Source organism: Burkholderia sp. LS-044 (assembly GCF_004803625.1).
Classification (GTDB): Bacteria; Pseudomonadota; Gammaproteobacteria; order Burkholderiales; family Burkholderiaceae; genus Burkholderia; species Burkholderia cepacia.
The window spans coordinates 115,329-128,558 of sequence record NZ_SSWO01000008.1 but is presented as its reverse complement, the minus strand read 5'-3'; the positions used below and the strand labels follow the sequence as shown (position 1 = coordinate 128,558).

10 protein-coding genes are annotated in these 13,230 nt (G+C 65.6%); 2 read left to right on the top strand and 8 right to left on the bottom strand.

What is annotated here, in order from left to right:
• Positions 1–285: 285 nt before the first annotated feature.
• Both E9536_RS21590 and E9536_RS21585 read right to left on the bottom strand, forming a co-directional pair.
• A complete protein-coding gene (locus E9536_RS21590; RefSeq protein ID WP_247873486.1) occupies positions 286–1,302 on the bottom strand; it encodes an AraC family transcriptional regulator in 1,017 nt (338 codons plus the stop codon).
• A 79-nt stretch (positions 1,303–1,381) separates the two neighbouring features.
• The gene (locus E9536_RS21585; protein WP_027792457.1) at positions 1,382–2,212 is read right to left on the bottom strand and encodes an oxidoreductase; all 831 of its coding nucleotides are present in this window, start codon (positions 2,210–2,212) and stop codon (positions 1,382–1,384) included.
• A gap of 152 nt (positions 2,213–2,364) precedes the next feature.
• Here E9536_RS21585 and E9536_RS42145 point away from each other — a divergent pair, with 152 nt between their 5' ends.
• Complete coding sequence (locus E9536_RS42145) at positions 2,365–2,595, top strand: DUF2147 domain-containing protein (RefSeq protein ID WP_247873485.1); 231 nt, start codon at positions 2,365–2,367, stop codon at positions 2,593–2,595.
• A gap of 90 nt (positions 2,596–2,685) precedes the next feature.
• On the opposite strand, the gene E9536_RS21575 is transcribed toward E9536_RS42145, so the two are convergent.
• Positions 2,686–3,087, bottom strand: coding sequence for a hypothetical protein (locus tag E9536_RS21575; protein ID WP_060193700.1), 402 nt, complete (start codon positions 3,085–3,087; stop codon positions 2,686–2,688).
• Positions 3,088–3,461: 374 nt separating this feature from the next.
• Here E9536_RS21575 and E9536_RS21570 point away from each other — a divergent pair, with 374 nt between their 5' ends.
• A complete protein-coding gene (locus E9536_RS21570) occupies positions 3,462–4,385 on the top strand; it encodes a recombination-associated protein RdgC (RefSeq protein WP_027792455.1) in 924 nt (307 codons plus the stop codon).
• 105 nt (positions 4,386–4,490) lie between these two features.
• Here E9536_RS21570 and E9536_RS21565 read toward each other — a convergent pair whose 3' ends face one another.
• From E9536_RS21565 to E9536_RS21545, 5 genes are all read right to left on the bottom strand, one after another.
• Positions 4,491–6,161, bottom strand: a complete 1,671-nt coding sequence (locus E9536_RS21565) for a dipeptide ABC transporter ATP-binding protein (protein WP_247873484.1) — start codon at positions 6,159–6,161, stop codon at positions 4,491–4,493.
• Positions 6,161–7,273, bottom strand: a complete 1,113-nt coding sequence (locus E9536_RS21560; protein WP_060180903.1) for an ABC transporter permease — start codon at positions 7,271–7,273, stop codon at positions 6,161–6,163. The genes E9536_RS21565 and E9536_RS21560 overlap by 1 nt, the downstream gene beginning before the upstream one ends.
• The gene (locus E9536_RS21555; protein WP_027792453.1) at positions 7,227–8,279 is read right to left on the bottom strand and encodes an ABC transporter permease subunit; all 1,053 of its coding nucleotides are present in this window, start codon (positions 8,277–8,279) and stop codon (positions 7,227–7,229) included. The genes E9536_RS21560 and E9536_RS21555 overlap by 47 nt, the downstream gene beginning before the upstream one ends.
• Positions 8,280–8,298: 19 nt before the next feature.
• A complete protein-coding gene (locus tag E9536_RS21550; RefSeq protein ID WP_136470717.1) occupies positions 8,299–10,185 on the bottom strand; it encodes an extracellular solute-binding protein in 1,887 nt (628 codons plus the stop codon).
• 114 nt (positions 10,186–10,299) lie between these two features.
• Positions 10,300–13,074: a TonB-dependent receptor gene (locus tag E9536_RS21545; protein ID WP_059619712.1), complete on the bottom strand. Its 2,775-nt coding sequence runs from the start codon at positions 13,072–13,074 to the stop codon at positions 10,300–10,302.
• Positions 13,075–13,230: the final 156 nt, after the last annotated feature.

Below are 13,230 nucleotides of genomic sequence, written 5' to 3'. Positions count from 1 at the left end.
TGCCTCGATTCCACATGCAAGAAGAAGTTTTACAACTTTTTGACTGTATGGAAAAGAACACGGCGGCGTGCACGCCGACACGACGCGCAATAGGGGTAAATCCTGTCGCTTCCTCGCCAACCCGGCCGATAGTTCCGCCGTTCTGGCCTGGTTCGGCGCGCTGAGCAATCTTTCGTCCGGGGCACGTCACCGTCATACAGGGCGACGCGCTTTGGGCGCCTGCTTCTGCGTAGCCGTCGACCAGTCGCGGCTACGGAGGGAAGTTCGGGGCAGTATGTCCGCGCGTCAGACCGGTTCGGTCGCAACGCCCGGCGAATTCAGTTCACGCCACCGGTTCGGGGTGATGCCCTCCCAGTCGCGGAACGCGCGATAGAACGAGCTCGTGTCCTGGTAACCCAGCAGGCAGGACACCTCATCGATTCCCGCGGCCGGGTCCGCAAGCAACCGGCGCCAGAGCTCCTGTCGCGCTTCGGCAAGCAAATCCCGGAACGTCGTGCCTTCGTCCGTGATGCGCCGTTGCAGGGTCCGCTCGCTCATTCCGAGGTCGCGCGCGACGCCCGACAGTTCCGGCCGGCCGCTTGCGAGGCATCGCTTGAGTACGACTTTCACCTGCTCGCGGATCGGGCTGCGCGCGTCGATTTCCCCCAGCGCCGCCGTCAGTGCGGGGGTCAGCATGTCGAGCAATTCAGGATTGTGACCGGGAAACGGACGGCCCAGATCGGTCGATTTCAGCACGAGCGCATTGCGCGAAGCACCGTAGCGAATCGGACAGCCGAAATACGCGCGGTAGACCTCGTCCCTCGGGCCGGTACGAACGAACTCCACGCGACGCGGCGTCACGTGTTGCCCGGTGCCGCGCCTGCCGAGTTCGAGCAGCATCGCGAACGTGACGTCGGTGGCAACGGCGGGTTCCGGTTCAGTTGCGTACGGCCAGGCCGAGGCAAGGATGCATTCGCCGCCCTCTTCGACGATATGCAACTGCTCCGGCGTGCAGAGCCGCTTGAAGCGGGCAACCCGCTCGAGGCCGTCGCGATAGTCTCGCGCATGGAACGCAGCCACGATGAAAGGGGGATGCGTTGCGGCTTCGCTCCCGGTCACCAGCGCGATGCCCAGACCGGGCTCGGGCGCCAGTTGCCCGGCCGCTTTCCATAGCGCGAAGTACTGGTCGGTGCTCACGAGCGCTTGCGGATTCAGGTGCAGCGTGGCGGGTAACCGGGCCTGACGCAGTACCGCGGCCGGCGCCAAGCCGGCGTGCGCCATCGAGCGCCAGAACGCCCGCGGTATCTTGCATCTGTCTGCCATGACTGCGCCCATCGTTACCCCTGCGTGGAAAAGCCCCTGCCGCTCGTGCGCCCGGCTCGTGGCGGGCGCGCGGATCATCCTAGCGCATCTGGCTCATGATGATGCGGTCGAACACGCGGTCGCCCAACCAGGCGCGGATCAGGATCATCGGTTTCGCGTACTTGCCGGCGACGTATCGCGTGCGCGGTTTTCTCGCGCGCACTGCCTGCGATACGACGTTGGCGATGACATCCGGGTCGGTGCCGCGTCCGTTGCCGTAGGCTTGCTGCGTCGCCTTCGCGACAGCCTGGATCAGCTTCGCATAGGCGCCGCTGCCGGAGCGGGTCAGCAGGCTGCGCGAAACCACGTCGCCGAACCCCGTCTCGATCAGGCCGGGCTCCACGATCACGACGCGGATGCCGAACGGCGCGAGTTCGAGCCGCAGGCAATCCGACCAGCCTTCGAGGGCATGCTTCGTCGCGTGATACCACGCACCGAGCAGCGTATAGATCTTGCCGCCCATCGACGTGATGTTGACGATCGTGCCGCTGCCCTTCTCGCGCATGGCGGGCAGGAGCAACTGCGTGAGGCGGGCCGTGCCGAACACGTTGACCTCGAACTGGTATCGCGCCTCCTCGATGCCGATGTCCTCCACCGGCCCGTACAGCCCAAACCCGGCGTTGTTCACGAGCACATCCACGCCCCCGGTTTCCTTGAGAATCGTCTCGACGGCCGCCACGATCTCCGCGTCGCGGGAAATGTCCATGCGCAGCAGCCTCGCGCCGAGGCGTTCGAGGTCGATCATCTTGTCCAGGTTCCGTGCAGCCACGTAGACCTGAAAGCCGTCCTGGATCAATTGCCGGGCAATTTCCTTGCCCATGCCCGAGGAGGCGCCCGTCACGAGGGCCGTCTTCTTGCTTCTATCAAACATCGTGGTCTCTCACCGAGTTCTGACTGGCGTGAACGTTACTCGCCGCACGGCGCCGGCGCACTAACGAAAGGCGCCACTCTGGTCGCAATTCGCGCCAAGGCGAGCGCGGCGGCCGGGAAGCGCTCCGCCGCGCGGCCCCTGTTCCGCGGGGAATGGCGCCGTTCGCAACGGGAGCGACGCCATCCGTCACTGTCCGATCCAGCCTCGGCCCTTACGATCCGGTTGTCTATCGCAGACGGATCGGCGGCGCTCTCTACGACGGCTCCGCCGGGCGCACGTACACCTGCAAGGCGACCATCAAGGACGGGAAGATGCTTCTGCGCGGCTACCTCGGCATTTCCGCGCTGGGAGAGACCAGGGTGTTTCATCGCGCGAACGGGTAGCGAAATACACGTCGAAAGGCACCAAGAACGCCCCGACGCCGTGGGTATTCGTCGGCGGATTTCCTGGAGTGCTCCGATGAAACGGACAAGCTATCCGAATACCCGAGCCCATACCGCCCGAAGGCGTCGCGCGCGGTCTTCGAGGAGATAGGAGGCCGCCAGCGTCAGGAGACCTGAAATTGCGCCCGTCACGATGTGCTCGACATAGGGGATGCGGTAGTGACTCGTGTGCGAGTAGGCGTCGCCCAACGTCGTCAGGCAGCCGACGATCAGCGCATTGCCGTATCGATGCGCATAGAGTTTCGCCACGGGCGTGAACGTCAAAAGGACGGCCAGGAGTCCGGTAAGCAGACCTGTATGAAATGCGATAGTCCAGTGGGCAACGCTCATGATGTTGCCCCAGCTCCCCGGCATGCAGGTCATGCATGCACTGGTCGGCTGCCAGAAGCGCTGGATAAACAGTCTGACGCGATGTTTCCACTCGGTTGACATGATGCATTCCCGTCGATGCCGTTGTCATGGCCAACGCCGCCACACGTATCGTTGAAGCAGATTCCACACCCTTCAGCGAGCTTGCCGCCCCCGCATGGATGGGCTGGCCGTAGGCCAGAGAGGCAGAACAATAACCCGGACATGGGGGGAATACTACTCCACGATCGGAAGGCCGCTGCTTCGACCGGGGCCGGCATTCGACGCTCGCGTCTGTCGGTGCGATTCGATCCATGACGGGCATCGGGCATCGGGCTTTCGCGCGAAGTCGACGTCCGGCGTCAACGGAAAATTCAGCCGGTGTATCGACGTTTGACGCCCCGCCTGACCGGCAAACGTCGCCGTCATATAGAATGATGCGCTTTGCGCGTACGCCCATGTGGTTCAAGAATCTTCAGCTTCATCGTCTTCCGGCCCCTTGGGCCGTTACCCCCGACCAGATGGAAGCCTGGCTGGCGCCCTACGCGTTTCAGCCGTGCAACAGCATCGAGATGCAGCGCTTCGGATGGGCGTCGCCGCGTGACGACGGCGCGCTTGTGTATTCGAACAACCGGCAGATGCTGCTGGTGTTTCGTTCGGAAAAGAAGCTGCTTCCGGCGTCGGTCATCAATCAGGTGACCAAGGCCCGGGCGCTCGAGGTCGAGGAGCAACAGGGCTTCAAGGTCGGACGAAAGCAGCTGCGCGAACTCAAGGAGCAGATCACCGACGAACTGCTGCCGCGCGCGTTCAGCATTCGCCGCGATACTCGCGTGTGGATCGATACGGTGAACGGCTGGCTCGTCATCGATGCGGCTTCACAGGCGCTCGCCGACGAGATTCGCGGCCTGCTCGTCAAATCGATCGACCAGTTGCCGCTCGCCGGCGTTCAAGTGGCGCATTCGCCGGTTGCCGCGATGACGGACTGGCTGCTGTCCGGCGAGGCGCCGGGCGGATTCACCGTGGACCAAGACGCCGAGTTGCGTTCGAGCGGCGAAGGCGGCGCCACGGTGCGATACGTCGGCCACGCGCTGGAAGCGAACGACATGCGCCGGCACATCGAGGCCGGCAAGCAATGCATGCGCCTCGCGATGACCTGGAACGACCGGATCTCCTTCGTGCTGACGCCGTCGCTGACGATCAAGCGCGTGTCGCCGCTCGACGTGATCAAGGAGGCGGCGGATCCCACCGCGCAGAACGACGATGAGCGCTTCGATTCGGACGTCACGCTGATGACGGGTGAATTGGCGCGGATGCTCGCCGATCTCGTCGAAAGCCTCGGGGGTGAACAGCAGCACGACTCGATTCAAAAGGCAGCAGCCTGACCGCCGTCGGTTGTCGCGGATCATGGCTGCTTTGCCGCAATCGCTCCGCCACGCATTCGTCTGCCGATTCGCCTGTCGGCCCCATGCGCGCGTCCGGCTGACGGCTCAGGGGATGAGCCGGGCCGAACGGTCCGTCGATCCGGCACACGCTTGCACGATCTGCGCCCCGGCAGCGTCGTCGAGCATCGACGACGCCAGCAGCGCGCGCGTGTAGGGGTGTGACGGCGAATTGAGCACCTGCAGCGTGTCGCCTTCTTCGACGATGCGCCCCGCCTGCATCACGATCACGCGGTGCGCCATCGCGCGCATCACGGCCAGATCGTGCGTGATGAACAGGTAGCTGAGCCGATACCGGGCCTGCAGGCTCGTCAGCAACGCCAGCACCTGCTTCTGGATCGACACGTCGAGGGCGCTGGTCGGCTCGTCGAGCACGAGCAGCTCGGGCTCCACCGCCAGCGCCCGCGCGATCGCGATCCGCTGTCGCTGCCCGCCGGAGAACTCGTGCGGATAACGCAGCATCGTGTCGGCCGGCAGCCCGACTTCCTCCAGCAACGCCGCGACGCGCGCGCGGCGCGCGGCCCCCGCCAGTTCCGGCCGATGCAGCGCGAGCCCTTCGCCGACGATCTGCTCGATCGTCATGCGCGGCGCCAGCGAACCGAACGGATCCTGAAACACCACCTGCAGCCGCCCGTATAGCGCGCGGCGCTCCGCTTTCGCGCGCAGCGCCGCAAGCGGCAGCCCGTCGATCTCGATCTCGCCCGACGCAGGCCGCTGCAGGCCGAGCACCGCCGACGCGAGCGTCGATTTCCCCGAACCCGACTCGCCGACGATCCCGACCGTCTCGCCACGACGCAAGCTCAGTTGCGCGTCGTGCACCGCACGGAATGCGGTCTGCCCGAATACCGCGCGCCAGCCTTTCGCGGTGGTCCGGTAGTCGACCGCGAGCGCACGCACGTCAAGGATCGTTCGCGCGTCGGCCGCGACCGGCTCGATCGCACGGCGCGGCGCGCTGTCGAGCAGCCGGCGCGTATAGGGATGCCGCGGCGCGCCGAACAGCGCCCCGGTTTCGTTTGCCTCGACGAGCACGCCGTGCTCCATCACCGCCACGCGCTGCGCGAAGCGCCGCACGAGGTTCAGGTCGTGCGTGATCAGCAGCACGGCCATTCCGCGCGCGGCGGCCTCCTGCTCCTGCAGGTCGAGCAACAGGTCGACGATTTGCTGGCGCACGGTCACGTCGAGCGCGGTGGTCGGCTCGTCCGCGAGCAGCAGCCGCGGCCGGCACGCGAGTGCCATCGCGATCATCGCGCGCTGCCGCTGGCCGCCCGACAACTGGTGCGGAAAGCTGTCGATACGGCGCTCCGGCTCCGGAATCCCGGTGCGGCGCAGCAGCTCAATACCGCGCGTCCGCGCCGCACCCGGCCTCAGCCCTTCATGCAGCCGCAAGCTCTCGGCGATCTGCCGGCCGATCGTATACAGCGGATTGAGCGCCGTCATCGGCTCCTGGAACACCATCGCGATGTCCGCGCCGCGGATGCCGCGCATCTGCCGCTCGCTCTTCGTCAGCAGATCCTCACCGTCGAACAGCACGCGCCCCGACAGGCTTGCCTGCCGCACCAACCGCATGATCGACAGCGCGGTCACGCTCTTGCCCGAGCCCGACTCACCGACGAGCGCGACCCGCTCACCGCGTTCGACCGACAGGCTCAGCTCGCGCACGACCGCCCGGTCGCCGAATCGGGCGGAGAAGCCATCCATTTCCAGCAACGGGTTCGTCATCATCGGCCTCCGCCAAATGCCGAGCCACGCGTGCGTGCATCGAGCGCGTTGCGCAGCGCGTCGCCGATGAAGGTCAGCAGCAGCAGCGTGACGACCAGCGCCGCGAAAGCCGATACCGAAATCCACCACGCGTCGAGATTGTTCTTGCCTTGCTTGAGCAGCTCGCCGAGGCTCGGTGTCGGCGGCGGCACGCCGAGCCCCAGGAAGTCGAGGCTCGTCAGCGACAGGATCGCCGCGCTCATCCGGAACGGCAGGAACGTGATCACCGGCGTCAGGCTGTTCGGCAGCACGTGCCTCCAGATGATCTGTGCGTTCGACAGCCCCATCGTGCGTGCCGCTTTCACGTAGTCGAGCGCGCGGTTGCGCAGGAATTCGGCGCGGACGTAGTCGGACAGCACGAGCCAGCCGAACATCGACAGCAGCACGAACAGCAGCCACAGCGACGGCGTGAAGATCGACGCGAAGATGATCAGCAGGTACAGGTCAGGCAGCGCGCTCCAGATCTCGATCAGGCGCTGGCCGATCAGGTCGGTGCGCCCGCCGTAGAAACCCTGCACCGCCCCCGCGAGCACGCCGATCAGCATGCCCGACGCGGTCAGCGCGAACGCCATCAGCACCGACAGCCGGAACCCGTACAGCAGCCGCGCGAGCACGTCGCGCCCGAACTGGTCGGTGCCGAGCCAGTTGCTCGACGACGGCGGCGCCGGATACGGGCGCGACGCGAAATAGTCGATTGTGTCGTAACGATAGCGGTTCGGCGGGAAGATCGCGAAGTTGCCGCGCGCGTCGAGGTTCGCGCGAATGGCAGGGTCGAGATAGTTCGTCTTCGCGGGAAAATCGCCGCCAAAGCGCGTTTCCGGATAATCCGTCACGATCGGGAACGCGTAGTGCCCGTCATACCGCAGCACGAGCGGACGGTCGTTCGACAGCACGTCGGCGAACAGGCTGATCGCGAACAGCGCGACGAAGATCACGAAACTCCAGTAGCCGAGCGGCTGCGTGCGAAAACGCAACCATGTGCGCCGCCACGGCGACGGCGAGGCCGCGCACGCCGCGCATGCCTGGTCAGCGGTCCAGGCTGTTGAACTGGATACGGGGGTCGACGAGGACATAGCAGATATCCGCGATGAGTTTGGTCAGAAGACCGATGAGCGTGAACAGGAACAGCGAGCCGAGCACGACCGGATAGTCGCGGCGGATCACCGAGTCGTATGACAGTTGCCCCATGCCGTCGAGCGAGAACAGTGTCTCGATCAGCAGGTTGCCGTTCAGGAATGCACCGACAAACGCGGCCGGCAGCCCGGTCAGCAGCGGGATCGCCGCGTTGCGCAGCACGTGCTTCCACAGCACGTCGCGCTCGGGTACGCCTTTCGCGCGGGCGGTCAGCACGTACTGTCGGCCGATTTCATCGAGGAACGTGTTCTTGGTCAGGATCGTGACGATCGCGAAGTTGCCGACCACCGACGCCGTCACCGGCATCACGATGTGCCACAGATAGTCGAGCGCCTTTCCGATCAGCGTCAGGTCGTCGAAGTTGTCGGACGTGAGCCCGCGCATCGGGAACACCTGCCAGAACGTGCCGCCGCCGAACAGCATCAGCAGCAGCACGCCGAGCACGAAGCCCGGCACCGCGTAGCCGGCCAGCACCAGCACGCTCGTCACGGTGTCGAACCGCGACCCGTTGCGCACCGCCTTCGCGATGCCGAGCGGCACCGACACCAGGTACGTGAGGATCACCGTCCACATCCCGAGCGTGATCGACACCGGCAGCTTCGAGCGGATCACGTCCCACACGCGCGCATGGACGAAGTACGAGTCGCCGAGGTCGAATCGCGCGTATGCCTTCAACATCATCCAGTAGCGCTCGAGCGGCGGCTTGTCGAAGCCGAACTGCCTGCGGATCTGCTCGACCTGCTGCGGATCGACGCCCTGGCTGCCGTGGTAGCCCCCGCCTCCGCCGCCCGCCTCGCCGCCGTGCGCGCTGCCGTGGCGCAACTGCGTGAGGACCTGCTCGACCGGGCCGCCCGGCACGAACTGCGTGACCGCGAACGTGATCGTCACGACGCCGATCAGCGTCGGGACCATCAGCAGCAGCCGCCGGAATATGTAGCCAATCATCGTGGTGCTCTCCGTTCCGTCATGTACCGGAAACCCGGGCGGCGCCCGCCAGTTTCTTCCGGTACCAGTAGCTGATGATCCAGTCCTCATACTGGTAGGAATCCGGAACGATGGCCGGATGTCCGTAGCTCGCCTTGTACGCGATCCGTGCGTTCGGCAGGTAGTAATGCGGCACGAGGATGTACAGGTTGATCAGCACGCGGTCGAGCGCGTGCGTGGCCGTCTCGAGATCGTCGAGCGTGTCGGCCGCGAGCGCCGCGCGGATCAGCGCGTCGACCGCCTTCGACCTCACGCCCGGATAGTTCTCCGAGCCGACCTGGGACGCCGCCGCGCTGCCGAAACGGCGTGCGAGCTCCGCCCCCGGGATCGTGACGGGCGAATAGATGAAGGTCGTCATGTCGTACTGGAAGTTGTCCAGGCGCCGCTGGTAAAGCGCGCTGTCGAGCTCGTGCAGCGACGCGCGGATGCCGAGCGTGCCGAGCGCCTGGATGTACGGCAGGATCAACCGGTCCATGCCCGGCTGGTCGTCGATGATCTCGATCGTCATCGGCGTGCCGTTCGCGTCGCGCAGCGCACCGTCCCGGAAATGCCAGCCGGCCTGCGCGAGCAGGTCGCGCGCCTGCTTCAGGTTCGCGCGCAACGAGCCAGGCGGTAGCGTCGACGGCGGCCGGATCATCGGGCCGAACACCTCGGCCGGCAGTTCGGCGCGATACGGCGCGAGCAGCGCCAGCTCGCGCTCGCTCGGCATGCCCTTCGCGCCGAACCGGCTCGCCGCCCAGAAGCTGTCCGTGCGGCGGTACTGCCCGTAGAACATCATCCGGTTCATCCAGTCGTAGTCGAATGCGAGCGTCAATGCATGACGCACGCGTACGTCGGCGAACTGCGGTTTGCGCAGGTTGATCAGAAAGCCCTGCATCTGTGCGGGGCCGTCCGGGAATTCCCCCTGCTTCAGCATCCCGTTGCGGAAATTGCGGCCGACGTAACGACGTGCCCATTGCGTCGCGCTGTATTCCATGCGCGCATCGATGTCGCCGGCCTTGAACGCCTCCAGCATCGTGTACTGGTCGAGATACAGCTTGAACGACACGCGCGCGAAGCGGTACATGCCGCGCCGCGACGGCAGATTCGCGGCCCAGTAACGCGGGTTGCGCACATAGACGATCTGCTTGTCGTTCTTGCGCTGCTCGATCAGGTAAGGGCCGCTCGCGATCGGCGGCACCGTTGCGATCTGGTCGAACGGCGGCCGCGTGCCGTCGGCCCGCATGCCCCACTTCGGCGAGAACACCGGCAGGTCGCCCGCGATCAGCGCGGCGTCGCGCTCCGCATGCTTGAACTCGAAGCGCACCGTGTGGCCGTCGACGACCACTGCGCGCCGGATCACCGAAAACTGCGCGTTGAAGAGCGGCGACGCCTGCGGGCCCGACAGCGTGTCGAACGAGTATTTGACGTCGTCCGCCGTGATCGGGTCACCGTTGGAAAAACGTGCGGCCGGATCGATGTGGAACGTGGCCGAGAGTCCGTCGGGCGCGACCTGAACGTCGTCGGCGATCAATGCATACTCGGATGCAAGCTCGTCCCAGCTGCGCTGCATCAGCGTGTCGAACATCAGGTTCTTGATGTCCGGTGCGGGCGAGCCGCGCACGAGGAACGGGTTCAGCGAATCGTAGCTCTGCGCTTCGTTGTAGTTCTGAAAGGCCAGCGTGCCGTCGTCCGGCGCGTCGGGGTCCGCATACGCGAAATGCGTGAATCCCGCCGGATACTTCGGCGCGCCGAACTGCGCGATCGCCGGCGCAGCCACCGCGCTCGCGATCGCGACGCCGTACGCGAGCGCGGCTGCGCACACGGCGATCGCGCCCCGGGCCGCGATCGCCTGCGCGCGCCGCGCATGCAACATCGATACTGTCATCATCGGTCTTCGTGTGATCGCACCGGCGCGCGGCCGGTGCCATGTCGATTCGAAATGCGGAAACGCATGCGGTCGGCGACCGCAACGGCCGACCGCATGCGCGGGCACGCGCCGTCAGAACCGGTAGGTCGCACCGGCCTGCGCAAAGCGGCCGACGTACGTGTACAGCGACGTGTCGTAGCCGGTCTGGTAGGCCGCGTTCATGTACACGGGATCGAACGGCGGCTTGCGGTTGAAGATGTTGTTGATGCCCGCATACAGCGTCCAGTGCTTGAACCCGGTATAGCTGACGGTCATGTTGAACTGGCTGTACGACGCGACGCTGTCCTGCATGTTCGGGTAGTTCCCGGCCGGCAGGATCGCCTGGCTGTACGGGCCCACGTAGATCCACGTCAGCGTCGTGTTCCACTTCCGGTAGTTCCAGTTCAGGTCCGTATTGCCCTTCCAGCGCGGGAAGCTGCCGCCGAACGGCTGGTTCACCGAACCGTTGTTGCCCGCGAAGTCGGTATCGACGCCGCCCACCGGCATCTTGAAGTGCCACACGTACGCCCAGTCGCCCGACAGCGTGAACGTGCCGATCGCCGTCTTCACCGACTGGCGGAACGTCGTCTCGAAGCCGTCCGTGTCGAGATGCGACAGGTTCTTGTACGGCATCACCACGTACGCGATCGAACCGTTCGGGTTGCGTATCACGCGAGACGGATCGTTCGCGTCGACCACGCTCTGCACGTCGTCGGTACCGATCACGTTGTCGACGTGGATCTTGTACCAGTCGAAGCCGATGTCGGTCGTACGCGTCGGCGACAGCTGGAAGCCGATGTTGTAGTTCTTCGTGCGCTCGGGCTGCAGGTTCTGGTTGCCCGCCTGGATTTCTTCCGTCAGGTTGTACGAGCCGGGCGCGTTCCGATCGTGCGCGTCGATCACGCCTTGCGTGGAGAAGGTACGTGACGCCGTATTCTCGATCAGCGTCGGTGCACGGAAGCCGCGCGTGTACGACGCGTAGGTCGTGAACTCGCGCACCGGCTGGAAACGCAGCGCGAAGCGCGGCGAGAACGCCCCGCCGAAATCGCTGTAGTGATCGTAGCGGCCCGACTGGCTGAAGGTGAGGTTTTTCAGGATCGGTACGTCGAGCTGGTAGTAGACCGCCGCGACATTGCGCTGGCCGTTGACCGACTGCATCGCCGGCCGGATGAGCGTGCCGTCCGCCCAGCCCGAGCCCGTGCCGATGTACTGGGTTTCATGCAGGAATTGCGTACCCAGGCCGAGGCCGACGTTGCCGGTGGGCAGCGTGAACAGGTTCGGCGTCGCAATCGTCGCATCGACCGAGTCGAGTTTCGTGATCGCCTGCGTGCTGGTGCTGCCATAGGCGCCATCGAGGCCATGCGGCGTCGCGGCCGGATTCGCGAAGTCGAACCCGCCGTTCTGAACGATGTTCTCCAGCGCGGATGCCCGCATCCGGTTCGAGAAGTCGTTCGACACCTCGCTCTGCGAGTGCGAGTACGCCACCGACCAATCCCAGTCGCCCACCTTGGGTGTGGAGAAGGTACCCTTGACGCCCGTCGCCGCCCGCCAGAAATTCGCGCTCGTGCGAACGGACTGCGTGTCTCCGAACGTGTAGCGAAGCTGCGTCGGCGTGCCGAAAGGATTGTACGGATTGCTGCCCGGCACGACGTTCGGCACCAGCTTGACGCCCCCCGTCGCGGGATCGTACGTCTGCGTATTCGAACGCAGGCGCTCGACGCCGGTGTTCGTGACCGTCGTATTGTTGCTTTCCCACAGGTCAGCGAATGCCTGCATCGCGTCGTTGATCTTGAAGTCGGCATGCACCTTCGCGCTCAAGCGTTCGGTCCACGGCGAGATCGACGATGCGTACGCGGTGTTGTTGCCGCACACGCTGCCGCTTTCGCCGAATGCCTGCGCGGTCGAGCCGGCCGGAATCGCCTTGCCGCCGCGCGGGCATGGCGACAGCGGCACGTCGGTGCCATTGCGCCGCCAGTACGACAGCGATTCGTTGTTCAGGCCGCCGGGGAAATTCGAGAAATTCTGGTTCTGCGACATGTCGCGATCGGACGCCAGAATCCCGTTGGACTTGTAGTAGCTGAGCGCCGCGGTCACGTTGAAGCGATCCGAGTTCAGGTCGCCGATGCCGCCCAGGATGCTGAACTGGGTCGTGCCCGCGCCGCCGCCGCCCTGCGTCGCGCCGCCGTAGCTGCCGCCAAGCTCGAGCCCCTGGAAGTTCTTCTTGGTGATGATGTTCACGACGCCCGCGATGGCATCCGAGCCGTACTGCGACACAGCGCCGGTCTTGACGATCTCGATGCGGTCGATGATGTTGATCGGCAGCGTGTTCAGGTCGAAGAACTGGTCGGTGCCGTTCACGGCGAACGCGTAGGGTGCCACGCGCTGCCCGTCCACCAGCACCAGCGTGTACTTTTCGCTGAGACCGCGCAATGCGATGCCCGCACCGCCCGGCGCGAAACTGCCCTGCGCGCCCGAGCCTTCGCCCCAGCTGCTTGACGAGTTCGCCGACACGCCGCGCAGGAAATCCGATACCGTCGTGTAGCCGCTGTTCTCGATGTCCTTGGCCGTGACGGTCTGCACCTGGTTGAAGCCGACCTTGTCCGCACTGCGGATCAGCGAGCCCGTCACCTCGAAGCGCTTGATCTGCGCGACCTTGCCCTGCGCCGCCGCGCCACCGGCCGGCACGCCGGCTCCCGGGCCCGGCTCACCGGTCGGCACAGGCGCATCCTGCGCGACCGCCGTCGCAATCTCTGCCCCCCCGGGCGACGGCTGACTCTGCGCGAATGCCGGCGCCGCCAGCGTGGCCGTCAGCGCCATTTCCGCCCAGATCATCCTCTTGATAGCCAACGCCAAAACTTTCTGCTTCATCTTGGTCCACTCGTTCATCAATAAGAACCCACCGGTTTTGCCCGGGATCTTGTGAATCCCCGCCCGCTTCCGGGCCCTGCGCACCGGCCCCGTGATTTCCGACCTGCCACCTGCACTGCCTCGAGCCCGCCGGCAACGCGAACTGCGCCCCGTGTT

Excerpts from the sequence above, each read along its gene's own strand:
- E9536_RS21590 (WP_247873486.1), bottom strand. The coding sequence starts at position 1,302 with ATGGCAGACAGATGCAAGATACCGCGGGCGTTCTGGCGCTCGATGGCG.
- E9536_RS21585 (WP_027792457.1), bottom strand. The coding sequence starts at position 2,212 with ATGTTTGATAGAAGCAAGAAGACGGCCCTCGTGACGGGCGCCTCCTCG.
- E9536_RS42145 (WP_247873485.1), top strand. The coding sequence starts at position 2,365 with ATGGCGCCGTTCGCAACGGGAGCGACGCCATCCGTCACTGTCCGATCC.
- E9536_RS21575 (WP_060193700.1), bottom strand. The coding sequence starts at position 3,087 with ATGTCAACCGAGTGGAAACATCGCGTCAGACTGTTTATCCAGCGCTTC.
- E9536_RS21570 (WP_027792455.1), top strand. The coding sequence starts at position 3,462 with ATGTGGTTCAAGAATCTTCAGCTTCATCGTCTTCCGGCCCCTTGGGCC.
- E9536_RS21565 (WP_247873484.1), bottom strand. The coding sequence starts at position 6,161 with ATGACGAACCCGTTGCTGGAAATGGATGGCTTCTCCGCCCGATTCGGC.
- E9536_RS21560 (WP_060180903.1), bottom strand. The coding sequence starts at position 7,273 with ATGTCCTCGTCGACCCCCGTATCCAGTTCAACAGCCTGGACCGCTGAC.
- E9536_RS21555 (WP_027792453.1), bottom strand. The coding sequence starts at position 8,279 with ATGATTGGCTACATATTCCGGCGGCTGCTGCTGATGGTCCCGACGCTG.
- E9536_RS21550 (WP_136470717.1), bottom strand. The coding sequence starts at position 10,185 with ATGACAGTATCGATGTTGCATGCGCGGCGCGCGCAGGCGATCGCGGCC.
- E9536_RS21545 (WP_059619712.1), bottom strand. The coding sequence starts at position 13,074 with ATGAAGCAGAAAGTTTTGGCGTTGGCTATCAAGAGGATGATCTGGGCG.